This is a genomic window from Pseudomonas sp. C2B4, from assembly GCF_013359695.1.
Lineage (GTDB): Bacteria > Pseudomonadota > Gammaproteobacteria > Pseudomonadales > Pseudomonadaceae > Aquipseudomonas.
Genome location: NZ_JABFMU010000004.1, coordinates 32,544 through 55,953, shown reverse-complemented (window position 1 = coordinate 55,953; position 23,410 = coordinate 32,544). Strand labels below are relative to the sequence as shown.

Annotated in this window: 22 protein-coding genes and 1 pseudogene; 16 read left to right on the top strand and 7 right to left on the bottom strand. The window is 60.8% G+C overall.

Annotation, left to right across the window (positions count from 1 at the left end; all coding sequences use genetic code 11):
* Positions 1-131 precede the first annotated feature (131 nt).
* Complete coding sequence (locus tag HNQ83_RS04525) at positions 132-809, top strand: DUF1028 domain-containing protein (RefSeq protein ID WP_175387876.1); 678 nt, start codon at positions 132-134, stop codon at positions 807-809.
* Positions 802-1,965 carry an acetylornithine deacetylase gene (gene argE, locus HNQ83_RS04520; RefSeq protein WP_175387875.1) on the top strand — a complete coding sequence of 388 codons (1,164 nt, stop codon included), beginning with the start codon at positions 802-804 and terminating at the stop codon, positions 1,963-1,965. Before HNQ83_RS04525 ends, argE begins: the two co-directional genes overlap by 8 nt.
* A gap of 241 nt (positions 1,966-2,206) precedes the next feature.
* On the opposite strand, the gene HNQ83_RS04515 is transcribed toward argE, so the two are convergent.
* The gene (locus tag HNQ83_RS04515) at positions 2,207-3,121 is read right to left on the bottom strand and encodes a LysR substrate-binding domain-containing protein (protein WP_175387874.1); all 915 of its coding nucleotides are present in this window, start codon (positions 3,119-3,121) and stop codon (positions 2,207-2,209) included.
* A 244-nt stretch (positions 3,122-3,365) separates the two neighbouring features.
* Here HNQ83_RS04515 and HNQ83_RS04510 point away from each other — a divergent pair, with 244 nt between their 5' ends.
* The 4 genes from HNQ83_RS04510 to HNQ83_RS04495 all read left to right on the top strand — a co-directional run bounded on the left by HNQ83_RS04510 (position 3,366) and on the right by HNQ83_RS04495 (position 9,058).
* Positions 3,366-4,856 (top strand): aldehyde dehydrogenase family protein, encoded by a 1,491-nt coding sequence (locus tag HNQ83_RS04510; protein WP_175387873.1) that lies wholly within the window; start codon positions 3,366-3,368, stop codon positions 4,854-4,856.
* Between the two features lie 150 nt (positions 4,857-5,006).
* Entirely contained in the window at positions 5,007-6,062 is a 1,056-nt protein-coding gene (locus HNQ83_RS04505) for an ABC transporter substrate-binding protein (RefSeq protein WP_175387872.1), read from the top strand.
* 140 nt (positions 6,063-6,202) lie between these two features.
* Complete coding sequence (locus HNQ83_RS04500) at positions 6,203-7,648, top strand: APC family permease (protein WP_175387871.1); 1,446 nt, start codon at positions 6,203-6,205, stop codon at positions 7,646-7,648.
* 27 nt (positions 7,649-7,675) lie between these two features.
* A complete protein-coding gene (locus tag HNQ83_RS04495) occupies positions 7,676-9,058 on the top strand; it encodes an aspartate aminotransferase family protein (protein WP_175387870.1) in 1,383 nt (460 codons plus the stop codon).
* Positions 9,059-9,063: 5 nt separating this feature from the next.
* On the opposite strand, the pseudogene HNQ83_RS31550 reads toward HNQ83_RS04495, so the two are convergent.
* Positions 9,064-9,156: pseudogene (locus HNQ83_RS31550) on the bottom strand (metal ABC transporter ATP-binding protein); the annotation flags it as partial.
* Between the two features lie 212 nt (positions 9,157-9,368).
* Between HNQ83_RS31550 and HNQ83_RS04490 the strand changes: the two are divergent.
* Both HNQ83_RS04490 and HNQ83_RS04485 read left to right on the top strand, forming a co-directional pair.
* Complete coding sequence (locus tag HNQ83_RS04490) at positions 9,369-10,634, top strand: NAD(P)/FAD-dependent oxidoreductase (RefSeq protein ID WP_175387869.1); 1,266 nt, start codon at positions 9,369-9,371, stop codon at positions 10,632-10,634.
* A 72-nt stretch (positions 10,635-10,706) separates the two neighbouring features.
* Complete coding sequence (locus HNQ83_RS04485) at positions 10,707-11,132, top strand: RidA family protein (RefSeq protein ID WP_175387868.1); 426 nt, start codon at positions 10,707-10,709, stop codon at positions 11,130-11,132.
* A gap of 129 nt (positions 11,133-11,261) precedes the next feature.
* Here the strand turns inward: HNQ83_RS04485 and HNQ83_RS04480 are convergent, their stop codons facing one another.
* Together HNQ83_RS04480 and HNQ83_RS04475 are read right to left on the bottom strand one after the other, a co-directional pair.
* The gene (locus HNQ83_RS04480) at positions 11,262-12,341 is read right to left on the bottom strand and encodes an endonuclease/exonuclease/phosphatase family protein (RefSeq protein WP_175387867.1); all 1,080 of its coding nucleotides are present in this window, start codon (positions 12,339-12,341) and stop codon (positions 11,262-11,264) included.
* A 66-nt stretch (positions 12,342-12,407) separates the two neighbouring features.
* A complete protein-coding gene (locus HNQ83_RS04475; RefSeq protein ID WP_175387866.1) occupies positions 12,408-13,082 on the bottom strand; it encodes a YciC family protein in 675 nt (224 codons plus the stop codon).
* 179 nt (positions 13,083-13,261) lie between these two features.
* Between HNQ83_RS04475 and HNQ83_RS04470 the strand changes: the two genes are divergently transcribed.
* The 3 genes from HNQ83_RS04470 (at position 13,262) to HNQ83_RS04460 (ending at position 15,478) form a co-directional block, all read left to right on the top strand.
* Positions 13,262-14,038 (top strand): DUF2076 domain-containing protein, encoded by a 777-nt coding sequence (locus HNQ83_RS04470; protein WP_175387865.1) that lies wholly within the window; start codon positions 13,262-13,264, stop codon positions 14,036-14,038.
* A 326-nt stretch (positions 14,039-14,364) separates the two neighbouring features.
* Positions 14,365-14,844, top strand: coding sequence for an NYN domain-containing protein (locus tag HNQ83_RS04465; RefSeq protein WP_096514962.1), 480 nt, complete (start codon positions 14,365-14,367; stop codon positions 14,842-14,844).
* 22 nt (positions 14,845-14,866) lie between these two features.
* Positions 14,867-15,478 carry a PolC-type DNA polymerase III gene (locus HNQ83_RS04460; protein WP_175387864.1) on the top strand — a complete coding sequence of 204 codons (612 nt, stop codon included), beginning with the start codon at positions 14,867-14,869 and terminating at the stop codon, positions 15,476-15,478.
* Between the two features lie 125 nt (positions 15,479-15,603).
* Here HNQ83_RS04460 and HNQ83_RS04455 read toward each other — a convergent pair whose 3' ends face one another.
* Positions 15,604-16,062, bottom strand: coding sequence for an Lrp/AsnC family transcriptional regulator (locus HNQ83_RS04455; RefSeq protein ID WP_175387863.1), 459 nt, complete (start codon positions 16,060-16,062; stop codon positions 15,604-15,606).
* Positions 16,063-16,228: 166 nt separating this feature from the next.
* On the opposite strand from HNQ83_RS04455, the gene yedA reads away from it, so the two are divergent.
* Together yedA and HNQ83_RS04445 are read left to right on the top strand one after the other, a co-directional pair.
* Positions 16,229-17,170: a drug/metabolite exporter YedA gene (gene yedA / locus HNQ83_RS04450; protein WP_175387862.1), complete on the top strand. Its 942-nt coding sequence runs from the start codon at positions 16,229-16,231 to the stop codon at positions 17,168-17,170.
* Between the two features lie 77 nt (positions 17,171-17,247).
* Positions 17,248-18,585 carry a DEAD/DEAH box helicase gene (locus HNQ83_RS04445; protein ID WP_175387861.1) on the top strand — a complete coding sequence of 446 codons (1,338 nt, stop codon included), beginning with the start codon at positions 17,248-17,250 and terminating at the stop codon, positions 18,583-18,585.
* Positions 18,586-18,720: 135 nt separating this feature from the next.
* Here HNQ83_RS04445 and HNQ83_RS04440 read toward each other — a convergent pair whose 3' ends face one another.
* Together HNQ83_RS04440 and HNQ83_RS04435 are read right to left on the bottom strand one after the other, a co-directional pair.
* On the bottom strand, positions 18,721-19,962 hold the full coding sequence (locus HNQ83_RS04440) for a TIGR03862 family flavoprotein (RefSeq protein WP_175387860.1): 1,242 nt from the start codon (positions 19,960-19,962) through the stop codon (positions 18,721-18,723).
* Positions 19,963-20,244: 282 nt separating this feature from the next.
* The gene (locus HNQ83_RS04435; RefSeq protein ID WP_175387859.1) at positions 20,245-21,165 is read right to left on the bottom strand and encodes a histone deacetylase; all 921 of its coding nucleotides are present in this window, start codon (positions 21,163-21,165) and stop codon (positions 20,245-20,247) included.
* A gap of 92 nt (positions 21,166-21,257) precedes the next feature.
* Here HNQ83_RS04435 and HNQ83_RS04430 point away from each other — a divergent pair, with 92 nt between their 5' ends.
* The 3 genes from HNQ83_RS04430 (at position 21,258) to HNQ83_RS04420 (ending at position 23,393) form a co-directional block, all read left to right on the top strand.
* A complete protein-coding gene (locus tag HNQ83_RS04430; RefSeq protein ID WP_175387858.1) occupies positions 21,258-21,827 on the top strand; it encodes a GNAT family N-acetyltransferase in 570 nt (189 codons plus the stop codon).
* Positions 21,828-21,933: 106 nt separating this feature from the next.
* Positions 21,934-22,803, top strand: a complete 870-nt coding sequence (gene tesB, locus HNQ83_RS04425) for an acyl-CoA thioesterase II (RefSeq protein WP_175387857.1) — start codon at positions 21,934-21,936, stop codon at positions 22,801-22,803.
* On the top strand, positions 22,800-23,393 hold the full coding sequence (locus HNQ83_RS04420; RefSeq protein WP_175387856.1) for an HAD family hydrolase: 594 nt from the start codon (positions 22,800-22,802) through the stop codon (positions 23,391-23,393). Before tesB ends, HNQ83_RS04420 begins: the two co-directional genes overlap by 4 nt.
* Positions 23,394-23,410: the final 17 nt, after the last annotated feature.

Genomic DNA, 23,410 nt, shown 5'->3' with positions numbered 1-23,410 from the left:
GACTGCCCTCGGCGTCTTCATCCAGAGCCCAGTTTTTTCCTACCCCAAAGCCACAAAAAACCTGCTTTCTCCCTTTCCTGTGCATGAACAGAATGCAATCACGCATGCACAGCCAACCTAAGGAGTGAGCCATGACGTTCTCAATTATCGGGCGTTGCCCTGAAACCGGGCAGCTCGGTATCGCGATCAGTTCTTCAAGCATTGCGGTAGGCGCGCGTTGCCCTTGGGCGCGGGCGGGGGTCGGGGCTGTTTCTACACAGAACATTACGCTGCCGGCGTTGGGGCCGCAGATACTGGATTTGCTGGAACATCAGCATCTGGACGCGGACGCAGCGCTGGACAAGGCGCTCACGTCCAATGGCTGGAGTCAGTATCGGCAGGTCACGGTGATCGACGCGTCGGGTCGGATTGCCTGCTTCAGCGGCAAGGAATCGCTGGGCGTGCATAACGCCGTGAAAGGCGAGCAGTGTGTCGCGGCGGGTAACCTGCTCAGCGATGTGCGAGTGATTGAGGCCATGGTCGAGGCGTTCGAGGCCGAGCCGGGTCAGTTGGCGGATCGGTTGCTGGCGGCGATGCAGGCCGCCATGGCTGCCGGTGGTGAGGCGGGACCTGTGCACTCTGCAGCGCTCAAAGTGGTGGGCGACTACACATGGCCGATCATCGACTTGCGGGTCGACTGGGCCGAGGAAGATCCGATCGGGCAGCTTCACGGGCTCTGGCAGGCGTATCGACCGCAGATGCAGGACTACCTGACCCGCGCACTCAACCCGACGGCGGCACCGAGCTACGGAGTGCCAGGGGATGAGTAATGCCTCCAGCCGCGACCTTCTGGAGCGGCTCGTTGCCTTCGCCACCGTCAGCCGGGACTCCAACCTGGAACTGATTCGCTTCATCGAGGCTTACCTGGCCGGGCATGGCGTTCAGAGTGAACTCTTCTTCAACGACGAAGGCACCAAAGCTAATTTGTTCGCAACCATCGGCCCTCTCACGTCAGGCGGGGTGGTGCTCTCCGGTCACACTGATGTCGTGCCGGCGGATGGACAGGCCTGGACGGTTGATCCGTTCCGCCTGACGGAAAAGGACGGGCGTCTCTACGGTCGCGGCACGGCGGACATGAAAGGCTTCATCGCATCGGTGCTCGCGGCGGTTCCCGTCTTTGTACGGCGCCCTTTGCTCGCTCCGGTGCACCTGGCGTTTTCCTACGATGAAGAAGTGGGATGCCTGGGGGTCAGGTCGATGCTGGCCGAGCTGGAGCGACGGCCGCACAAGCCCAGGCTCTGCCTGATCGGCGAGCCGACCGAGCTCAAGCCTGTGCTGGGTCACAAGGGCAAGCTGGCGATGCGCTGTGAGGTGCGCGGTGCCGCGTGCCATTCCGCGTATGCGCCTTATGGGGTGAACGCCATCGAATATGCCGCGCAGTTGATCGGTCGACTGGGCGTCATCGGTGCCGAGCTTGCGCATCCCGATCACCATGACGAACGTTTTGATCCGCCGTATTCAACGGTGCAAACGGGGGTGATCAAGGGGGGCAGGGCGCTGAACATCGTGCCTGCCGAATGTGAGTTCGATTTTGAGGTGAGGGCACTGCCGAACTTCGATGCCCAGGACGTTGCCAGCCAGTTGCAGACGTACGCTGAGGAACAGCTGTTGCCCAAGATGCGCGCGGTACAAGCGGACACGGACATCCGTCTGCGCCCGTTGAGTGCTTATCCTGGGTTGGCGACTTCGCCCGAGAGTGAGGCGGCGCGACTGCTTGCGCATTTAAGCAACTCTTCGGCATTTGGAACGGTTGCGTTTGGCACCGAGGGCGGGTTGTTTGACCGGGCCGGAATCCCCACGGTGGTCTGCGGCCCTGGCAGCATGGATCAAGGGCACAGGCCCGATGAGTTCATCGCCCTGGAGCAGTTGAGCGGTTGTGATGCGATGCTGATTCGGCTGGCGGACTATCTGTGTGCGGTCGAGTAACCACGCCCAATCGAAAAGCCAGGTTGGTTGAGGGATCTGCCTGCGATTCAAATGTGGGAGCGAGCCTGCTCGCGAAGACGGACTGACGGCCAGCCTGACTTCACGGATGTACTCGTCCCCCTGCAGGAACAATGCTTGCTTGCGAAAAAAACACCCTGCCGACGCGGCCATTCATACAGGGCGCGTTATCGTTGGCGTCCTTCGCGAGCAGGCTCGCTCCCACAAGAGGAGCGAGCTGATTTCAATGAGTAACCTTCTGGCTCAACTGCTCGCGGCAAAAGTCCACGAACAGTTGCGCGGGCTTGGTCAGTTGATTGCGTTTGAGGCGGGCGGAGGCCAGGCCGGAGGTTGAGACCGGCTCTTTTATGTCGACCGATATCACCTTTTTCCCATCGTAAGTGCATTCCGAATGTGGGCGGGTCACCAGGATGGAGAACCCGAATCCCTGGCCAACCATGCCGCGCACCATCTCGATCGAAGGCGAGCTGAACACGATGTTCGGCGTCAGTTCCAGTTCGTGGAACAGGCTGACAAAGTAGGTTCTGCTCGGTTGCACATCGAGAAGAATCATTGGCTCCCCGCACAGATCCCTCAGCGAAACCTCCTTCTGATCAGCAAAGCGGTGTCCTTCAGGCAGCAGGACGTAGGGCTTTTGCGGTGGCATCAGGGGCGTGGTTTCTATGGTGCTGTCGAGCCCGTGATCGTAGAGGAAGGCCACGTCGAACGTGCCGGCGGTCAAGCCCTGAACCAGCTCCTGCTGCTCGCCGTCGCGAATGCGGATATCCACGCCGGGATAGAGCTTGCGAAAGTCGGCAATGAGTTGCGGCAAATACAGCGGGGCGACCGTTTCGAAGCAACCGATATCGATCTGGCCGGACACCGTATCGTTATCGGCCAGCGCATTCTGTTCAAACTCCCTGGCCATGCGCAGCAGCTCTTGCGCCTTGTGATAGAAGCGCGTGCCGGTGGGCGTCAGGGAAACGCCCTGGGCGTGGTGGCGGATGAACAGCTGGACGTTGAAGGATTCCTCCAGACTCTTGATCGCCGTTGAAACCGATGGTTGCGCGATATAGAGCTGTCTCGAGGCCTCTGCCACGCTGCCGGCTTCTACCGTGGTGACGAAGTACTTGAGTTGCCGCAGGGTATAGGAAGCCACACGCACCTCTTTTTGCTCTGTTCGCGGTGAGAGCCGGAATGGCCCATGCCGCACGAATGCTTGACTGAACCTTACCTCATGACGGTTCCCGGCTGGTTAAGCGCTTGCCCAGTTTTTTCTTATACCCGGAGCATATTTTTAATAATTTTCCTCCGGGCACGGTTGACGCACTATCACTCCAACCACTGATAACTACCCCGACCAACATCCCGACCACCCCTGGCGGTCGTAAAGGGAGCGTAGCGTGTTCGACCTCGACTACTGGCAGCAAAGAGCTGCCCGGCAAACCTTCTCAGACAAAGCCTTGATCGATGGCCGGCAGGTATCTGCCTCTTCAGGCGCAACGTTCGATTCCATCAACCCGGCAACCAACCAGTTGCTGGCCCGTGTCGCTGCTTGCGGCGAAGTTGAAGTGGAGCTGGCGGTGCGCAGTGCGCGCCGGGCTTTCAACGAAGGCCCTTGGGCCCGCATGGCGCCGGTCGAGCGCAAGCGGGTGATGCTGCGTCTCTCTGAGCTGGTGCTTGCGCATCGCGAAGAGCTGGCGCTGCTGGATTCACTCAACATGGGCAAGCCGGTGATGGATGCCTACAACATCGACGTCCCCGGTGCCGCCCATGTGTTCGCCTGGTATGGCGAGTCGCTGGACAAACTGTACGATCAGGTCGCACCCACCGCGTCATCGGCGCTGGCGACCATCACCCGGGAAGCGCTGGGTGTCGTCGCGGCTGTCGTGCCGTGGAACTTCCCGCTCGATATGGCGGCGTGGAAGCTGGCGCCAGCCCTGGCTGCCGGCAATAGCGTGGTCCTCAAACCCGCCGAGCAATCACCGTTCTCGGCCCTGCGCCTGGCGGAGTTGGCCCTGGAAGCCGGTTTGCCGCCAGGCGTGCTGAATGTGCTGCCGGGGCTGGGTGAAAGCGCCGGCAAGGCGCTGGGCTTGCACCCCGATGTCGATTGCCTGGTGTTCACCGGCTCGACCCAGGTGGGCAAATACTTCATGCAGTATTCGGCGCAATCGAACCTCAAGCAGGTTTGGCTGGAGTGTGGCGGCAAGAGCCCAAGCCTGATGTTCGACGATTGCCGTGATCTTGATCTGGCGGCGGAGAAAGCGGCCTTCGGCATCTTCTTCAACCAGGGCGAGGTGTGCTCGGCCAACTCTCGCCTCTATGTGCAGCGTTCGATCAAGGATGAATTCATCGAACGGCTTCTGGAAAAGGCCAAAGCGTGGATGCCTGGCGATCCTCTGGACCCTGCAAGCCCTGCGGGCGCCATCGTCGATGCCGGCCAGGCCTCGCGAGTGATGAGTTTTATCGAGCGTGCGCGGGAAGACGGATCGAAGCTGCTCGCGGGCGGTCGCCGCTTGAGTTTCAACGGTTCGGACAATTTTATCGAACCGACCCTTTTTGCCGACGTCGCCCAAGCGTCTCATCTGTCACGGGAAGAAGTATTCGGGCCGGTGCTGGCGATTTCCACCTTCGACACCGAAGAGCAAGCGGTGCAACTGGCCAACGACAGCATCTATGGACTGGCCGCCTCTGTCTGGAGCGACGATCTGAATCGCGCGCACCGCGTCGCCCGTGCGCTGAAGGCGGGCACGGTTTCGGTGAACACCGTGGATGCCCTGGATGTCAGCGTGCCATTCGGTGGCGGCAAGCAATCGGGTTTCGGCCGAGACCTGTCGTTGCACTCGTTTGATAAATACACCCAGCTGAAAACAACCTGGTTTCAATTGCGTTGAGTCTTTCGTAAGTAACGGGCCGCACGCTTGAATAGAGTGCGAATTAAAAACAACAAGATGTCCTCGCGCGGATTGTAATGCGCGTCATTGCGGCTGCGTGGCCGTGACTGCCTCAGTAACTAATCACAATTAAAAAGTGAGGGAGCTTCTATGTTCAGATATTCGTCTTCAAATGTTAAAGCGTGCGCTGGTTTAACCGCGTTACTTGTATTCACGGTGCCCGTGGTTGCGCATTCCGAAAGTCTTACGGTTATTTCGTTCGGTGGTGCCACTAAAGCAGCACAGGAAGGCGCTTACTTCAAACCCTTTGAAAAAAGTGGTGCGGGTAAAGTTGTCGTCGGCGAATACAGCGGCGAACTGTCCAAAGTCAAAGCCATGGTGGAGGTGGGCCAGGTCAGTTGGGATGTCGTCGAAGTTGAAAGCCCCGAACTGGTGCGAGGCTGTGAGGAGGGCTTGTTCGAGCGGCTCGATCCAGGACTGATCGGCGAAGCGGGCAACTACTTGCCGGGCGCGGTCAGCGAGTGCGGTGTGGCCAGTTACGTATGGTCGATGGTGCTCGCCTACAACTCGAGCAAGGTGGGCGCGGCACCGACATCCTGGGCTGCGCTGTGGGATCTGCAGCAATATCCGGGCAAGCGCGGCCTGCGCAAAGGCGCCAAGTACACGCTGGAAGTGGCGCTGCTCGCCGATGGCGTCAAACAGACAGACCTCTACAAGGTGCTGGGTACCAAGGAAGGCGTGGATCGGGCTTTCCGCAAACTTGACCAGATCAAGCCCTCGATCCAGTGGTGGGAAGCCGGCGCGCAGCCGCCTCAATGGCTCGCGGCGGGAGATGTTGTGATGTCTGCCGCGTACAACGGCCGGATAGCTGTCGCGCAAAAGGAAGGCTCGAAACTGGCCATCTCATGGAACGGTCACCTTTACGATCCTGATCACTGGGCCATCGTTCGCGGCAGTCCGAACAAGGCGCTGGCCGAGCGCTTCATCGTGTTTGCCAGCCAGGCGAGCGGGCAGAAATCCTTCTCCACCCAGATTCCCTACGGCCCGATTCGCAAGGACGTACTGGCGCAACTGCCGGCCGACACGCTGTCCCAACTCCCCACTGCCCAGGCCAATCTGGCTGAAGGTCAGTTGGTGGATGCCACGTTCTGGGTCGATCACGGCGAAGAACTCGAGGAACGCTTCAACGCCTGGGCGGCCCGCTAAACCGATGTGTTCACCCGGCGCGGCTGCGGGACTGGCCGCGCTTGGCGACACCTGAGGCTGCCGGAACATCGGCGCCTCACTTGTTCATCCCTGCCTTCCGCGTGGAGGCGACCAACAACAATAAACACGGGGAGATTTTCATGAGTTCCAATGTATCGGCCTGCACCCAGGGGCCTTCCGGCGGCTTGCGCCGGGTCCTGGGTCTGGGCTCCTTGCTGGCGGTGGCGATAGGCGTCGTGGTGTCCCAAGGCGTGATGGTGCTGATGCTGCAAGGCGCGGGCATCGCCGGATTCGGTTTTATCATTCCGCTGGCCATTGCCTATGTACTGGCACTGACCTATGCGTGGTCGTTTTCCGAACTGGCCTTGATGATTCCGCGGGCGGGCAGCCTCAGCAGTTACACGGAAGTGGCGATCGGGCATTTCCCGGCGATCCTGGCGACCTTTTCGGGGTACATGGTGGTCGCCATGTTTGCCCTCTCCGCAGAACTGCTCCTGCTGGACCTGGTGATCAGCAAGGTTTATCCCGGTGTCCTTCCGCACATGCTGGTGGCCTACGGCGTGTTGGGGCTGTTCACGGTGCTGAACCTCTTCGGCATCGATGTGTTCGCCAAGCTTCAGAACCTTCTGGCGCTGGTCATGGTGGTGGTCCTCGTCGCCATGGGCCTTGCTTCGCTCAGTAACGGCCAGGCCAGCCTGCAACTGCCGCTCGATCAGGGTTGGAACCCGTTGGAGTTCGGTGCAATCACCCTGGCTGCCATGGCCGTCTGGGGCTTCGTCGGGGCGGAGTTCGTCTGTCCGCTGGTGGAAGAGACGCGCAACCCCGAGCGCAATATCCCACGGGCGATGACCATCGGCCTGACGGTGATTTTCGGGGTGATCGCTCTGTATTGCCTGGGCGCATTGTTGTGCATCCCTCGTGAGCAACTGGCCAGCGATACGCTGCCGCACTACCTGGTCGCCACCACCGTTTTCGGTGAGGCCGGCAAACTGTTTCTGGTCGTCGCGGCCATTACCGCGACCTGCAGCACCGTGAATTCGTCCCTGGCCGCCTTGCCGCGCATGTTGTACGGCATGGCGCAAAACGGCCAGGCCTTCCCTCAGTTCAAGCGACTCACCGCACGCGGTCGTACACCATGGGTGGCGGTGCTTTTTGTGGCAGCGATTACGGGCTTGCCGATCCTGATCCTGGGCCACGACTCCGCCGCGATCAGCCTGCTGCTCCTGGCCGCCGCGCTCGCGTGGCTGCTGGCCTACATCATCGTGCACATCGATGTGATCGCCCTGCGCCGGCGCTATCCCCATATGGCGCGTCCATTCCGTTCGCCTTTTTATCCATGGCCACAAGTGGTCGGCATCGCCGGCATGCTGTTCGCGATCTACCACGTTTCTCCGGCGCCGGAGATGACTGCGCGAATCTTTGGCTGTGCCGGCGTGGTGCTGGGCGTGATATCAGTGATCGCTGTGCTCTGGGTCAAGTTCGTGATGCGCAAGCCGCTGTTCACGCCTGAACCACTCATGCAAAACGAATCGCAGGGCAACGATGTGCCGGGTGTGGCACCACTCACGACGGTGTCCGGGAACTGAACCTCTATTCATTCAGGAGAATAAAAAATGACAACTGATTACAAACCCCAGCGCGAAACCCGCGACTATCAAGCCGGCGACGCCGCCCACCACATTCACGCCTTCCTGGATCAGAAGGCGCTGAACGCCGAAGGCCCACGCGTCATCGTCGGTGGCGACCGCCTGCACCTGTGGGACAACGACGGCAATCGCTACCTCGATGGCATGTCCGGCCTGTGGTGCACCAACCTCGGTTATGGGCGCAAGGACCTTGCGGCGGCGGCGACTCGCCAACTGGAGCAATTGCCGTACTACAACATGTTCTTCCACACCACCCACCCGGCGGTGGTCGAGCTTTCCGAGTTGCTGTTCAGCCTGCTGCCCAAGCACTACAGCCACGCGATCTACACCAACTCCGGCTCCGAAGCCAACGAGGTGTTGATCCGTACCGTGCGCCGCTACTGGCAGATCCTCGGCAAGCCGCAGAAGAAGATCATGATCGGTCGCTGGAACGGTTATCACGGCTCGACCCTGGGCGCCACGGCGCTGGGCGGCATGAAGTTCATGCACGACATGGGCGGCGTGATTCCCGATGTCGCGCACATCGATGAGCCTTACTGGTTCGCCCACGAAGGTGATCTGACCCCGGAGGAATTCGGTCTGCGTGCTGCCCGGCAGCTGGAAACCAAGATTCTCGAACTGGGCGCCGAGAACGTCGCAGCCTTCGTCGCCGAGCCTTTCCAGGGCGCTGGCGGCATGATTTTCCCGCCAGAAAGCTACTGGCCGGAAATCCAGCGGATCTGCCGCCAATACGACGTTCTGCTGTGTGCTGACGAGGTGATCGGTGGATTCGGTCGTACCGGTGAATGGTTTGCCCACCAGCACTTCGATTTCGAACCGGACACCCTGTCGATCGCCAAGGGCCTGACCTCGGGCTATATCCCGATGGGTGGCCTGATCCTGAGCCGGCGCATGGCCGAGGTGCTGGTGGAGCAGGGCGGTGTGTTTGCCCACGGCCTGACCTATTCCGGTCACCCGGTGGCAGCCGCTGTTGCGATCGCCAACCTCACGGCGTTGCGCGATGAAGGGGTTGTCACCCAGGTGAAGAACGACACCGGCCCGTACCTGCAGCAGTGTCTGCGCGAGGTGTTCGGCAATCACCCGCTGGTGGGTGAGATCCAGGGTGTCGGGTTGGTGGCCGCGTTGCAGTTCGCGCAAGACAAGGCGACCCGCAAGCGTTTTGACAACGAAGGCGACATCGCCTGGCGCTGCCGCACCATCGGTTTCGAGGAAGGCGTCATCATTCGCTCGACGCTGGGCCGCATGATCATGGCCCCGGCACTGATCGCGACGCGCGGTGAAATCGACGAACTTATCGCCAAGACCAAGATTGCCGTTGATAGAACGGCTCAAGAAATCGGCGTGCTTTAAACAAATAACTGTGGGAGCGAGCCTGCTCGCGAATGCGGTTGATCATTCAACAATGATGTCGACTGATGCACCGCTCTCGCGAGCAGGCTCGCTCCCACAGGTTTGCGTTAATAACTATTAAATAGAACAAATAAAGAGCTGGGTCGTTAGTTAGGTTTTTTCTGGTCAGCAACTACATAAATCATATTTTCGCTATTTGCATTTACTGAACACAATAAAAGTACGCCGCAAGAGCGGGACTCCATCAATAAAAAACGGCTGATCTGTTGCGACTTGGTGCGCCATAGTCGCCTCACTGAAGGACACAAGCATGACTGTTAATAAGATCGAAGTAGATACGCTTGTTGTCGGGGCCGGCCAGGCTGGCGTCGCCATGAGTGAGCACCTGAGCAAACTCGGTGTTCCCCACCTCGTTCTGGAGCGCAATCGCATCGCTGAAGCGTGGCGCACCGGGCGCTGGGATTCGCTGGTGGCGAACGGCCCGGTTTGGCATGACCGTTTCCCCGGCCTGGCGTTCGAAGACCTTGAGCCCGATGACTTCGCCTCAAAAGATCGCGTAGCAGCTTATTTCGAAGCCTACGCCGAGAAATTCGAAGCACCGATTCGTACCGGTGTCGAGGTCAAGAAAGTGGTCCGCAACGCCGATCGCCCAGGCTTCACCATCGAAACCTCCGAAGGCGTGATCGAGGCCAATCGCGTAGTGGCGGCGACCGGTCCTTTCCAGCGCCCGGTCATTCCGCCGATTGCTCCGAAAGACGACCGGGTCACGCAAATTCACTCGGCTCAATATTTCAATCCGGAGCAACTGCCCGAGGGTGGCGTTCTGGTGGTGGGCGCCGGTTCTTCCGGCGTGCAGATCGCCGATGAACTGCAACGCGCCGGTAAACAGGTCTATCTGTCCGTCGGCCAGCATGACCGTCCGCCTCGCGCCTATCGCAACCGTGACTTCTGCTGGTGGCTGGGGGTGCTGGGGCTCTGGGATGCCGAAGTCATGCAGCCGGGTCGCGAGCACGTGACCATCGCGGTCAGCGGTGCTCGTGGCGGCAATACCGTTGATTTCCGGGCGCTCGCCAGGCAGGGCGTCACGCTGGTGGGGCTGACTGAATCTTTCAACGACGGCGTGGTGACGTTCCAGAAGGATTTGGTGCGAAACATCGCTGCCGGCGACGAGAACTACCTGTCGTTGCTGGATGCGGCGGATGCCTACGTCGCGCGCAACGGTCTCGACCTGCCGGAAGAACCCGAAGCCCGGTTCATGCTGCCCGATCCTGATTGCATGACGAACCCGATCCTGGAGCTCGATCTTGCCGAAGCGGGCATCACCTCGATCATTTGGGCAACCGGTTACGCCGTCGATTACAGCTGGTTGCAGGTCGACGCGTTTGACGACAAGGGCAAGCCTCGCCATCAGCGCGGTGTGTCGAGCGAGCCGGGTGTTTACTTCGTGGGGCTGCCGTGGCTGTCGCGTCGCGGGTCGAGCTTTATCTGGGGTGTCTGGCACGACGCCAAGCATGTCGCGGGTCACATCGCCACCCAGCGCCAATACCTTGAGTACCGCGATCCTTCGCAGCGTTAAGAATCGATCGACGCAATGGCTGTGAGGTCATTGCGATCCACCATCTCAATCAAGTTTCAGGGGAGTCAGTTGATGCCTACTCACACGCGAATTCGCATGTTCAATACCAAAGACACCTATCCCAACCAGTCGCTGGACAATGACCTTTGCCAAGCCGTACGGGCTGGCAACACGGTGTACGTGCGGGGCCAGATCGGCACCGATTTCGAAGGCAACCTGGTGGGGCTTGGCGATCCGGCCGCACAAGCCGAGCAGGCGATGAAAAACGTCAAACAGCTACTGGAGGAGGCGGGCAGCGATCTTTCGCACATCGTCAAAACCACCACCTACATCATCGACCCGCGTTACCGCGAGCCGGTTTACCAGGTGGTGGGCAAGTGGCTGAAGGGGGTGTTCCCGATCTCCACGGGCCTGGTGATTTCCGGGCTTGGGCAGCCGCAATGGCTGATGGAGATCGATGTGATTGCAGTTATCCCGGACGATTGGCAGGCGAACTGAAGGCGAGGTCCCTGTGGGAGCGAGCCTGCTCGCGAATACGGTTGATCATTCAATACTGATACCGACTGACACACCGCTTTCGCGAGCAGGCTCGCTCCCACAGGTTATGCATTCGCCTGGAAACATGGATCAAGGTGTAGCGGGTAGCAGAAACCGTGCAATCACCGGCAAGTGATCGGAAATCCTTAACGTATCGTCCTGCCTCACCATCGCCTCGACCCGTTTGATCCGCGGGCTGTAAAACAGGTAGTCGACAGTGCGATCCGGGCCGTTCAGGCCAGGGTCGTTCGGGTAGTGGGTCAGCCAGCGGGCGCGGTCGATGCCGCTGGCTTCGTTGTTGGTGGGGATCATCGGGTACTTGTCCCACAGCACATGCAGGGCGCTGTCGGCGGAGTAGGGCGTGCGTTGTTCGCTGGGCAGGCGCTGGTATTGCCCTAGTGGCAGCAGATTGAAATCGCCGCCGATCAACCATGGCGTACCGCGACCTTCGAGCTTGTCCAGGGTCTTGGCCACGGCAGTCACCTGGGCTTGCAGCGTGTCGTCAGGCTGCGTGGCGCGATCCAGATGGGTGTTGAGCACTGCTAACTGACCGCCGTCGCTTAATGGCAGGTAGGCAACCAGTACAGCGTTTTTGGGCTGGAACTGGCGGCTGATCAGGTTGGCCCGCGCAACCGGCAATTGCAGGCGCTGGGCATGTTCGATCTGATAGCGGCTCAGGGTGGCCAGTTGCCGGCCAACGCTGCCGAAGATATGCGGATCGGGGACGAAGTCAGCCTTCCAGTCGAAGGCGTGGACGCTGCACGGATACAGGTCGGCGAGCCGTTCCTGCAGCAGTTTGAGCTGGTTCTGGTAATCGCTGGCCTTGGCGCCGTCATCAAGTTCCTGCAACAGCACGACGTCCGGTTGCTCGTCGCGAATCACCCGCGCCACTTCATCAAGGCTGAAGGCCATGTCTTCGTGCGTGGGTGTATCGTCGGTGCCGGAAGCCAGGTCATTCCAGAACACGTAGCGCTTGCCCGCCAGGTACTGGACGTTCCAGGTCATGACTTTCAATGCCTGGCCGGGAGCCAGGTTCGGCGCCTTGCTGGCGCAGCTGACGGGCAATACTTCACGGGCGGCGGGACGCCAGGTCAGGCTGTAGATCATCACGCCGATCAGGCCGACAACGATCAGCAATCCCGGCAAGGTGTAGCGCAGCAGTCGGGTCATGGCTCAACTTATCGCGTTACGAAAATTGATCCCGAGCATACCCGACTGACGGTCGGTCGCCCAAGGTCAGAGTGGCCCGTCGATTTTTTCCGGCACATCGCTGATCAGCATGAACAGACGGAACAGCACCACGCTGGTGAACAATTGCAGGAAGCTGTGAGCACTGTCGATCAACAGCGAGATCACCGGGTTCTGCGGCTCGGGATACGCCGCCAGGGTCGCGCCCTTGAGCAGCCATAACGGTGCCATCACACACAGGATGCACACCAGGATGCGGATGAAGTGGCCGCGGGTCAGGCGCAGGCTTTCCTTCATGGCCGCCAGCGGCGCCAGGCCACGCAGTACCAGCAAGTATTCACCGAACGCCAGGGTCACCATCAGATAGATACCCGGCAGGAAATACAGCGACAGGCCGAGCAGAATCAGCAGCGTATTGAGGGCCGTGAGCAGGGCGAAGCGCGGCCACAGGTAAGCGGAGCGCGACAGCAGTTCGCGGTTGCTTGGCGATTCGCCACGGCTGCGGGCATCGAGAAACAGGATCAGCGCGGCGGTGTACAGCGGATAGACCAGCAGGCCGACGATCACGCTGATGCCGGGGAAACTGTCCGGCTCGGTGGAGTGATCGACCACCTGTTGCAACAGGGCCTCGACAATCACCAGCGGCAGACACAGCTGCACGATCTGGCCCAGATTGCGCTTGAAGAAATACAGGGAGTCACGCAGTACATCGAACGGATTCATCAGTCGGTATCGCAGGTTGGAAGCAGTGGCTCACTTTAACCGATGAAGTGGCGAAGGGCGCAAACGTAAACGTTCGGTAAAGCTCATTGAAACAACTTGTTTCAGCCTCCATTAAGGTCGAGCACCTTATCCTTGAGTGGAAAAGGACAACGATTTCCCCGGCAATCTACGAGGTCGCCATGAACAGCGAAGAACAAACCCTGATCGATGGACTGTTTTCCCGGCTGCAACAGGCCGAAACGGATGCAGCCCCGCGCGACGCCCAGGCCGAGGCGCGGATCAAGGAACACCTGACTCGCCAACCCGCGGCAGGGTATTTCATGACCCAGGCGATTCTGGTGCAAGAGGCGGCGATCAAGCGCCTCGACGAGCAGAACAAACAACTCACTGCGCAAATCCAGCAATTGCAGGCCGACCTGCAACAAGCCAGGTCGCAGACGGCCACGCCAGCTCCTGCGCCGAGCAGCGGTGGTTTCCTGTCGAGCATTTTCGGTGGCGGCGCCCGCGACTCGCAACCCGCGCCGAGCCAGAGTGCGCCTGTGTCGAACGGTGGCGGCTGGCGTGAGCCGGGACGGTCTTCGTTCAACTCACAACCGCCACAGCAGAACTTCGGCGCCCCGCCGCAACAGAACTACGCGCCACCACAACAGATGCCTGCCGCCGGCAGCAGTTTCCTCGGCGGCGCACTGAAAACCGCCGCCGGTGTCGCAGGTGGCGTGATGCTGGCGCAAGGCATCAGCAGCCTGTTTCATCACAATCAGCAACCGCAAGAAGTTGTCGAAGTCATCAAGGAAGAACCCGCTCAGGTTAACGACCAGAGCAACAATGGCTGGGGCGACGACCAGCGCATGGCCGGTAACGATTCCTGGGGCAATGACCAGGGCGGCTTTACTGACGCCGACTACAGCGATGACAGCTCATCGTTCTTTGGCGGCGACGACGATTCCTTCGTCTGATTCAAGCTTTCAGATTTAGCACCTAACCCGGTGGCGAGGGGATTTAGCGAAACGTCGCACCGCCCCGTTCGGCTGCGAAGCAGTCGTAAATCCGACCCGCTCAGTTTATCTGGGTGGACGCAGGGGGCCGCTTCGCAGCCCGACGGGGATAAATCCCCTCGCCACAGGTTTCCATCTACAGGCTGTCATCTCGCAGGGCTGCCATTCGTCCGAGGTTGCAAGGCGCGTCGGGCCGATTATTCGCGGAACACTCCTTCAGGCTGGCATACTGGGCGACTTTTCGGGCCTGGTGCCTGTTCCTGCCTGCGCACCAAGGGGATGTTGCGGTGAAGAAGATCGCTGTGTTCGCCGATGTCCAGAACCTCTATTACACCGTGCGTCAGGCCTACGGTTGCCATTTCAACTATGCCGCCTTGTGGGCTGAAATCAGCAAGCAGGGGCAGATCGTCGAGGCCTATGCCTACGCCATCGATCGTGGCGACAGTAAACAGCAGCAGTTCCAGCAGATCCTGCGCAACCTCGGTTTCACCGTGAAGCTCAAGCCTTATATCCAGCGCAGCGACGGCTCGGCCAAGGGCGACTGGGACGTGGGCATCACCCTCGACATCATGGACGCGGCGGACCATGTCGACGAAGTGGTGCTGGCCTCCGGCGATGGCGATTTCGACATGCTGCTGGAACGCATCATCAGCAAACATGGCGTGCAAGCGGTGGCTTATGGCGTACCGGGCCTGACCGCCAATTCGCTGATCCGCGCCGCCAGCCGCTACGTGCCGATCGAAGGCGCCTTGCTGCTCAAGAATTGATTTTTACGGAGTTGAAACAGGTTTGGAACGCATCGCAGTCATCGACTTTGAAACCACCGGGATCTCCCCGAGCAGCAGCTGCCGGGCCACGGAAATTGCCGTGGTGATCCTTGAACAGGGGCGCATCGTCGAGCGTTACCAAAGCCTGATGAATGCCGGCGTGCGTATCCCGGCCTTCATCGAACAACTGACCGGCATCAGCAACGCCATGTTGCGTACCGCACCCTCGGCCGAGCAGGTGATGAACGAGGTCAACGAGTTCGTCGGCACCACGCCGCTGCTGGCGCACAACGCCGCGTTCGACCAGAAGTTCTGGGATTTCGAACTGGGGCGGATCAAGCGCACCCGCCTGCAGAACTTCGCCTGCTCGCTGCTCCTGGCCCGCCGCCTGATGCCCGCCGCGCCGAACCACAAACTCGGCACCCTCACCACCTTCGCCAACCTGCCGCACACCGGCAAGGCTCACCGGGCCATGGCCGATGCGGAAATGGCGGCCAACCTGACGGCGCATCTGGCCGAAGAGTTGCGCCAGAAGCATGGTTTGCGCGAGTTGTCCCATGATTTGTTGTGCAAATTGCAGAAAGTGCCGGCGGCGAAGGTGGGCGAGCACCTCAAGCGCTATCGCGGGTTCTGACCGCGACACGATGTCCCTGTGGGAGCGAGCCTGCTCGCGAAGGCAATTGATCATTCAACATTGATGTTGCCTGACACTCCGCTTTCGCGAGCAGGCTCGCTCCCACAGTGGATCACCTACAACAATTAAATCGCCTTGCCATTCCCTTCCAGTTGCCCCAGCGGCACGCGCTTTTCGATGGCGCTCGACAACACAATCGACGTCTTGCTGAACCCGAACTGGGCAACCCGGTTGATCAAGTCTTCCAGCTCCGGCATCGAGCCCACCGCCGCTTGCATGATCACGCACGGGTCGCCAGTCACCCGGTGGCATTCGGTCAGTTGCGGGATCTGGATCAGGTCGTCGTAGGCTTTCTGGTTGCCGTGCTGGTTCAGGCGCAGCTCGATGACGCACTGGATCGGTAGCCCGACCTTGGACAGGTCGACTTTCGCCTGGTAACCGGTGATCACGCCGCTGGCTTCGAGTTTGGCCACGCGCTCGGCCACGGCCGGGGCAGACAGATTGACCTTGCGCGCCAGGTCGGCGTAAGACGCGCGGCCGTTTTCCAGCAGGGCGCTGAGCAGCATGCGGTCGTACTTATCCATCGCGGTGACTCCTGAAAAATGGCCGACTTTCGAAAAAACGGTTTATAGCGCTGAAGTCCGTTTTTTGAAAAGTGTACGGGCGCTTTAAACAGGTTTTGTTACTTATTTTCCAGCTTCAGCCTTTCTAGAATAGCCGTTCATCTGTTCTGCCTGTGAGCTGCCCGTCATGTCCGGCCTACGTCGCTTTCCCTTACCGTTGATCGCTGCCTTTTTCGCCTTGTACGTGATTTGGGGCTCGACCTATCTGGTGATCCGCATCGGCGTGGAGTACTGGCCGCCCCTGCTGCTCGCCGGCGTCCGCTTCGTCATCGCCGGCACCTTGATGTACGCCTTCCTGCGTTGGCGCGGGGCACCGGCACCGACCTGGGCGCAATGGAAAGCCGCTGGCATCATCGGCGTATTGCTGCTGGCGTGCGGTAACGGCGCGGTCAGCGTGGCCGAGCACACGGGCGTGGCCTCCGGGGTGGCGGCCCTGGCGGTGGCGACGGTGCCGCTGTTTACCTTGCTCTGTGGCTATTTCTGGGGTGCGCGCAATACCCGACTTGAGTGGGCTGGCGTCGCGCTCGGCATGATCGGCATCGTCATGCTCAACCTCGGCTCCAACCTGCAATCGAGCCCGTTGGGCGCCGCCCTGCTGATTTTTGCCGCGGCCACCTGGGCCTTCGGTTCGGTGTGGAGCAAGCACTTGCCGCTGCCCCAGGGCGCCATGGCCAGTGCCGTGGAAATGCTGGTGGGCGGCGTGGTGTTGCTGATCGGCAGTGCGGTCAGCGGCGAACATCTGGAAAAGATGCCGCCGATCGAAGGCTGGGCCGCGCTGGCGTACCTGACCGTGTTCGGTTCGATCATCGCTTTCAATGCCTACATGTACCTGTTGAAACACGTGCGCCCGGCGGCGGCCACCAGTTATGCCTACGTCAACCCGGCGGTGGCGGTGTTGCTGGGGATCGTGTTTGTCGGCGAGACCATCGGTATCGAGGAGGCATTGGCCATGCTGGTGATCATCAGCGCCGTGGTGCTGATTGGCCTGCCGCAGTGGCGAAGGACGCCACAGCCACCCGTGGCGAAGGTCGTGCCGCCCGTGGTGTCGGCGGAATCCCGTGTGAATTAGGGTAAACTGCGCGCCATTGCACACTTGTCTGCACACTGTGTTGAAAAACCCGCGCTGAATTTTCCTACGGTACTCTCATGACTTTCGCCACCCTTGGCCTGATCGAACCCTTGCTGCGCTCCCTCGAGAAGCTCGGCTACCAGACGCCGACGCCGGTTCAGGCCCAAGCCATTCCGGCGGTGCTGGCCGGTCGCGACCTGATGGCCGCCGCCCAGACCGGCACCGGCAAGACCGCCGGTTTTGCCTTGCCGCTCCTGCAATTGCTGGCCATGGAAGGGCCGAAAGTCACCGCCAACTCGGTGCGTGCGCTGATCCTGGTGCCGACCCGCGAACTGGCCGAGCAGGTTCACGAAGCCGTGCGCCAGTACGCCGAGAACCTGCCGCTGCGCACCTATGCGGTGTATGGCGGCGTCAGCATCAACCCACAAATGATGAAGCTGCGCAGCGGAGTGGATCTGTTGGTCGCGACCCCGGGCCGACTGCTTGACCTGTTCCGCCAGAACGCGCTGAAGTTCAACCAGCTGCAAACCCTGGTGCTGGACGAAGCCGACCGCATGCTCGACCTTGGCTTCTCCGAAGAACTGGCAAACATCTACCGGGCGCTGCCGAAGAAGCGTCAGACCCTGCTGTTCTCCGCCACCTTCTCCGATGACATTCGCCTGCTGGCCGGGCAGATGCTCAACGATCCGCTGAGCATCGAAGTCAGCCCACGCAACGTGGCGGCCAACACCGTCAAGCAGTGGGTGGTGACGGTGGACAAGAAGCGCAAGCCGGAACTGTTCGTGCACTTGATGCGCAAGGGCAAGTGGAAGCAGGTGCTGGTGTTCGCCAAGACCCGCAACGGTGTGGACGCGCTGGTGGAGAAACTCCAGGGCGTGGGCGTCAATGCCGATGGCATCCACGGCGACAAACCCCAGGCGACCCGTCAACGCGCGCTGGATCGCTTCAAGGCCAGTGAAGTGCAGATCCTGGTCGCCACCGACGTCGCGGCCCGTGGCCTGGACATCGAAGACTTGCCGCTGGTGGTCAACTTCGATTTGCCGATCGTGGCCGAAGACTACATCCACCGCATCGGTCGTACCGGGCGTGCGGGTTCGACCGGCGAGGCGATTTCCCTGGTCTGCGCCGATGAAGTGAATCTGCTTTCGGCCATCGAGATGCTGACCCGTCAGACCTTGAAGCGTCAGAACGAACCGGACTTCGAGCCCGAGCATCGGGTGCCGGACACCGACGCCAGTGGCCAGGTGATCAAGAAACCGAAAAAACCGAAGAAGCCGAAGACGTCCGGTGGTGGCGGCAAGCGTAACCTTGGCAAGTGGGTCGACAGTGGAGAGGTTTCGCCACCGGAGCCTTCGGTCAAGCCTGTGCGGAAGGTGCCGGTGTTCAATACCGGGCCGCGTAAGCGTAAGCCTTGATTATCTGCGGCGTCTTTTAGGCCGCTTTCGCGAGCAGGCTCGCTCCCACAATGGATCTTCGGTGAACACACAATTTGTGAGCACCAAAGATTAAATGTGGGAGCGAGCCTGCTCGCGAAGGACGCACCTCGGTCTTCAGCCCTTGTGCTGCAACCACTCAACAATCCCCAACCCCGCCGCCCGCCCACTGGCAAAACACGCAGTCAGCAGATAGCCACCCGTCGGCGCTTCCCAATCGAGCATTTCCCCCGCGCAGAACACGCCGGGCAGTTGCTTGAGCATCAATCGCTCATCCATCGCTTCGAACTTCACACCGCCGGCACTGCTGATCGCTTCGTCCAGTGGACGGGTTTTCACCAGAGTCAGGGGCAATGCCTTGATCGCCTTGGCCAGCAGAGTCACATCAGCAAAAGTTTCGGCCGGGGTGAGTTCCCGCAACAAGGCCGCTTTCACGCCATCGATGCCCAACTGACTGTGCAGATGTTTGGCCATCGAGCGTGAACCTCGCGGTTTGCTGAGCGCTGTCTGGATTTTATCCACAGGCCGGCCGGGCAGCAGATCGAGATGAACAGTTGCCGAACCGTGCAGGTTGATGGCCTCACGGATCGGTGCTGACAGGGCGTAGATCAAACTGCCTTCGATACCGGTCGCGGTGATCACGCATTCGCCCAGCCGTGGCACATCGTCGTTGAGGCCGATGGCGATGTTTTTCAGCGGGGCGCCGGCGAATTTGCTGACCATCAGTTCGCTCCAGCCCTGCACCTCGAAGCCGCAATTACTCGGTTGCAGAGGTGCAAGTCCTACACCGCGCTGCTCCAGCGGCAGCATCCACGCGCCGTCGGAACCCAGGCGTGCCCAACTGCCGCCACCGAGGGCTAACAGTGTGGCGTCGGCTTGAATGGTTTTTTCGCCATCGGGGCTGTCGATCCGCAAACCGCCGAGCTCATCCCAGCCGAGCCAACGGTGACGGGTGTGGATAACTACGCCAGCGTCTCGCAGGCGTTTGAGCCAGGCGCGCAGCAAGGGTGCGGCTTTCATGTCGGTTGGAAACACCCGGCCGGAGCTGCCGACGAAGGTTTCGATGCCCAACTCATGTATCCACTGACGCAGCGCATCGGCGCCGAAACTACGCAGCAACGGCGCAATCTGCGGTGCGCGTTCGGCGTAGCGCGAGAGGAATGCGGGATAGGCTTCGGAATGGGTGATGTTCATGCCGCCGACACCGGCCAGGAGGAATTTTCGCCCCACCGAAGGCATGCCATCGTACAGGTCGACCTTGATCCCGGCCTGGCTCAACACTTCAGCCGCCATCAGGCCGGCGGGGCCGCCGCCGATGATGGCGACGTGGGAAGGGGAGGCGGTTGGGGATTGGGTCATGGGGTGCACTGCGGTTTTGGCGGATGAGGCCGGGCATTCTAACAGCCCAGTCCCCTGTAGGAGCGAGCCTGCTCGCGAAAGCGGTGTGTCAGACGCATCGTGGTTGGATGTGCTGCCCTCTTCGCGAGCAGGCTCGCTCCCACAGAGGTTTAGTAGGTGTTATAGAGACTGGTTAAAAAACAACCACCGCCCTGTAGCCCAGACTCCGCGTGGGCTGTAGTCCCTTTCGCTCAGGTTATCCACAGGCAGCTCCACAGGCATTGTGGGTAAAGCAGCCACAACTCAGTGACAACCTGATGACTGCCAGACCCGTTGTGCGCTGTGATGGAGAATGCCATGACGCCGGGCCAGGGCCTTGCGGTCCTTGCTGTAGCCGCCGCCGATCACCCCGACCACCGGAATGTCCCGGCCCAGGCAATGGCGCATCACGCTTTCATCGCGAGCGGCGACGCCTTCGTCTGTCAGCTTGAGGTAACCGAGGGCGTCATCTTTGTGCACGTCGACACCCGCGTCGTACAACACCAGGTCCGGCTGGTAGAGCGGCAGCAGGTAGTTGAGCGCGTCGTCGACGACCTTCAGGTACTCGGCATCGCTCATGCCGTTGGGCAACGGAATGTCCCAGTCGCTTTCGGCTTTGCGCGCAGGAAAGTTCTTTTCGCAGTGCAGGGAAACTGTAATGGCATCCGGGGTGTTGTGCAGGATGCGTGCAGTGCCATCGCCCTGATGCACATCGCAATCGAAGATCAGCACCCGGTTCACCCGGCCACTTTCCAGCAGGAAATGGCTGATCACCGCCAGGTCATTGAAGATGCAGAACCCGGCAGGGTGATCGTAGTGCGCGTGGTGGGTGCCGCCCGCCAAGTGGCACGCCAGGCCATGTTCCAGTGCCTGCTCGGCCGCCAGCAGCGAGCCGCCGACCGCCCGCACCGTGCGCCGGGCCAGGGCCTCGCTCCAGGGCAGGCCGAGCCGCCGCTGGTCCTCGCGGGACAGTTCGCCACCCATGTAGCGCTCGATATACGAAGGGTCATGGGCGAGGGCGAGAATCTCCGGCGGGCAGAGTTCCGGTCGCAGCAGATCGGCGTCGCGGGTCAGGCCGCTGTCCACCAGGTGATCGCGCAGCAGGCGAAACTTGTCCATCGGAAAGCGGTGATCCGCCGGAAACTCGGGGCTGTAGTCTTCGTGATAGATCAGCGGCAGGGGCATAGCTGCTTTGTCTTAAAAAGGCATACGGGAATGAGTGAACGATCCTACCAGCGTTGTAGACTTGCGACATCCAAACGGAGGGGCGGGGGACGATGGAGCCGATATTGGAGCTCGAGAGTGCGCGGTTGCTTTTGCGGCAGTGGCGCGACGAGGATTTGCCGGATTTTGCGGCGATGTGCGCCGACCCGCAGGTCATGCGCTATTTTCCTGCGCCGCTGAGCCGGCTGGAAAGCGCTTCATTGATCGGGCGAATCAGGGGCCATTTTGCCGAGCACGGGTTTGGCCTGTGGGCACTGGAACGCAAGGACACCGGACAGTTCATCGGTTTTACCGGGCTTGGCGTGGTCGGATTCGATGCGCCGTTCACCCCGGCCACTGAAATCGGTTGGCGCCTGGCTCGGGAACACTGGGGCCTGGGCTACGCCAGCGAAGCGGCGTGGACCGCTCTGCGTTGTGGCTTTGACCGATTGCCGCTGAGCGAAATCGTCTCGTTCACCGCTGACAACAACCTGCCTTCGCAGAAGGTCATGCAGGCCATCGGCATGCACCATGACCCTGCCGATGACTTCGAACATCCGAAGCTGGCCGTCGATCATCCGCTGCGTCATCACGTGCTCTATCGCATCAGCCGTGAGCAATGGCTGCAAACCTTGCATGGATAACCTGGCCCGGACGTTTACAATGGCCCTCGTGTTGGCACGGGCCAGAAACTGAATCGACCGACGCAGCCAAGACTGCGCGGCATTGCGTTGTGTGAGGAGAGTCTGAATGAGCCAAGTGTTGGAAGATCTGGTGGACTTGCTGACCCTGGAGCCGATCGAGGAAAACCTGTTCCGTGGCCGCAGCCAGGACCTGGGGTTCCGTCAACTGTTCGGTGGACAGGTGCTCGGTCAGTCGCTGTCGGCAGCCAGTCAGACCGTCGAAGAGACGCGCCACGTGCATTCGATGCACGGTTACTTCCTGCGTCCGGGCGATGCCGGATTGCCCGTGGTGTACCAGGTTGACCGCGTTCGCGATGGCGGCAGTTTCAGCACGCGCCGGGTCACGGCGATCCAGAAAGGGCACCCGATCTTTACCTGCAGCGCCTCGTTCCAGTACGACGAGCAAGGTTTTCAGCACCAATCCGAAATGCCGCAAGTCGTCGGCCCGGAAAACCTGCCATCGGAACTGGAGCTCACTCAGCAACGCGCGCACCTGATCCCGGAAAAGATGCGCGAAAAACTGCTGTGCCCGAAACCGATCGAGTTTCGCCCCGTCACCGAGAAAGATCCCTACAACCCGCAACCCTCCGATCCGATCAAGTACGTCTGGTTTCGAGCCGACGGTGCCTTGGCCGACTCCCCGGCGCTGCACAAGTATTTGCTGGCCTATGCCTCGGATTTCGGTCTGTTGACCACCTCGATGCAGCCCCATGGCAAATCGGTCTGGCACAAGGACATGCAGGTCGCCAGCCTTGACCATGCGTTGTGGTTCCACGCCGACCTGCGCGCCGATGACTGGCTGCTGTATGCCATGGACAGCCCTTGGGCCGGCAACTCCCGCGGGTTCTCCCGTGGCAGCGTGTTCAACCGTGCCGGGCAACTGGTGGCTTCGGTGACCCAGGAGGGTCTGATCCGCCATCGCAAGGATTGGGCATGAGCCTGGCCGATGTACGTCACTGGGTGTTCGACATGGACGGCACCCTGACGGTCGCCGTGCATGACTTCGCGGCGATTCGCGTGGCATTGGCGATCCCGGCTGAAGCCGACATCCTGACTCACCTCGCCGCACTGCCCGCCGATGAAGCAGCAGCCAAGCACGCATGGCTGCTGGAGCACGAGCGGGACCTGGCGCTGGGTTCGAAGCCGGCTCCGGGGGCCGTGGAACTGGTGCGTGAGCTGGCCGGACGCGGGTACCGACTGGGCATTCTCACGCGCAATGCCCGTGAGTTGGCGCATGTCACCCTGGAGGCGATCGGCCTGGCCGACTGCTTCGCGGTGGAGGATGTACTGGGGCGCGATGAAGCGCCGCCCAAACCCCATCCGGGTGGTTTGCTGAAACTGGCCGAAGCCTGGAACGTCCCGACCGGCGAGATGGTGATGGTGGGCGATTACCGTTTTGATCTCGATTGCGGCAGGGCGGCGGGGGCGCGGACGGTGTTGGTGAATCTGCCGGATAACCCATGGCCCGAGTTGACGGATTGGCATGCGGCGGATTGTGTGGCGTTGCGGGAAATGCTGTCGGCTTGAGGGCGTTGTCGTCTGGT

Coding starts and splice junctions, on each gene's coding strand:
- HNQ83_RS04490 (WP_175387869.1), top strand. CDS start 9,369: ATGACTGTTAATAAGATCGAAGTAGATACGCTTGTTGTCGGGGCCGGC.
- HNQ83_RS04480 (WP_175387867.1), bottom strand. CDS start 12,341: ATGACCCGACTGCTGCGCTACACCTTGCCGGGATTGCTGATCGTTGTC.
- HNQ83_RS04485 (WP_175387868.1), top strand. CDS start 10,707: ATGCCTACTCACACGCGAATTCGCATGTTCAATACCAAAGACACCTAT.
- HNQ83_RS04505 (WP_175387872.1), top strand. CDS start 5,007: ATGTTCAGATATTCGTCTTCAAATGTTAAAGCGTGCGCTGGTTTAACC.
- HNQ83_RS04525 (WP_175387876.1), top strand. CDS start 132: ATGACGTTCTCAATTATCGGGCGTTGCCCTGAAACCGGGCAGCTCGGT.
- tesB (WP_175387857.1), top strand. CDS start 21,934: ATGAGCCAAGTGTTGGAAGATCTGGTGGACTTGCTGACCCTGGAGCCG.
- HNQ83_RS04440 (WP_175387860.1), bottom strand. CDS start 19,962: ATGACCCAATCCCCAACCGCCTCCCCTTCCCACGTCGCCATCATCGGC.
- HNQ83_RS04445 (WP_175387861.1), top strand. CDS start 17,248: ATGACTTTCGCCACCCTTGGCCTGATCGAACCCTTGCTGCGCTCCCTC.
- HNQ83_RS04455 (WP_175387863.1), bottom strand. CDS start 16,062: ATGGATAAGTACGACCGCATGCTGCTCAGCGCCCTGCTGGAAAACGGC.
- HNQ83_RS04475 (WP_175387866.1), bottom strand. CDS start 13,082: ATGAATCCGTTCGATGTACTGCGTGACTCCCTGTATTTCTTCAAGCGC.
- HNQ83_RS04470 (WP_175387865.1), top strand. CDS start 13,262: ATGAACAGCGAAGAACAAACCCTGATCGATGGACTGTTTTCCCGGCTG.
- yedA (WP_175387862.1), top strand. CDS start 16,229: ATGTCCGGCCTACGTCGCTTTCCCTTACCGTTGATCGCTGCCTTTTTC.
- argE (WP_175387875.1), top strand. CDS start 802: ATGAGTAATGCCTCCAGCCGCGACCTTCTGGAGCGGCTCGTTGCCTTC.
- HNQ83_RS04420 (WP_175387856.1), top strand. CDS start 22,800: ATGAGCCTGGCCGATGTACGTCACTGGGTGTTCGACATGGACGGCACC.
- HNQ83_RS04430 (WP_175387858.1), top strand. CDS start 21,258: ATGGAGCCGATATTGGAGCTCGAGAGTGCGCGGTTGCTTTTGCGGCAG.
- HNQ83_RS04435 (WP_175387859.1), bottom strand. CDS start 21,165: ATGCCCCTGCCGCTGATCTATCACGAAGACTACAGCCCCGAGTTTCCG.
- HNQ83_RS04495 (WP_175387870.1), top strand. CDS start 7,676: ATGACAACTGATTACAAACCCCAGCGCGAAACCCGCGACTATCAAGCC.
- HNQ83_RS04500 (WP_175387871.1), top strand. CDS start 6,203: ATGAGTTCCAATGTATCGGCCTGCACCCAGGGGCCTTCCGGCGGCTTG.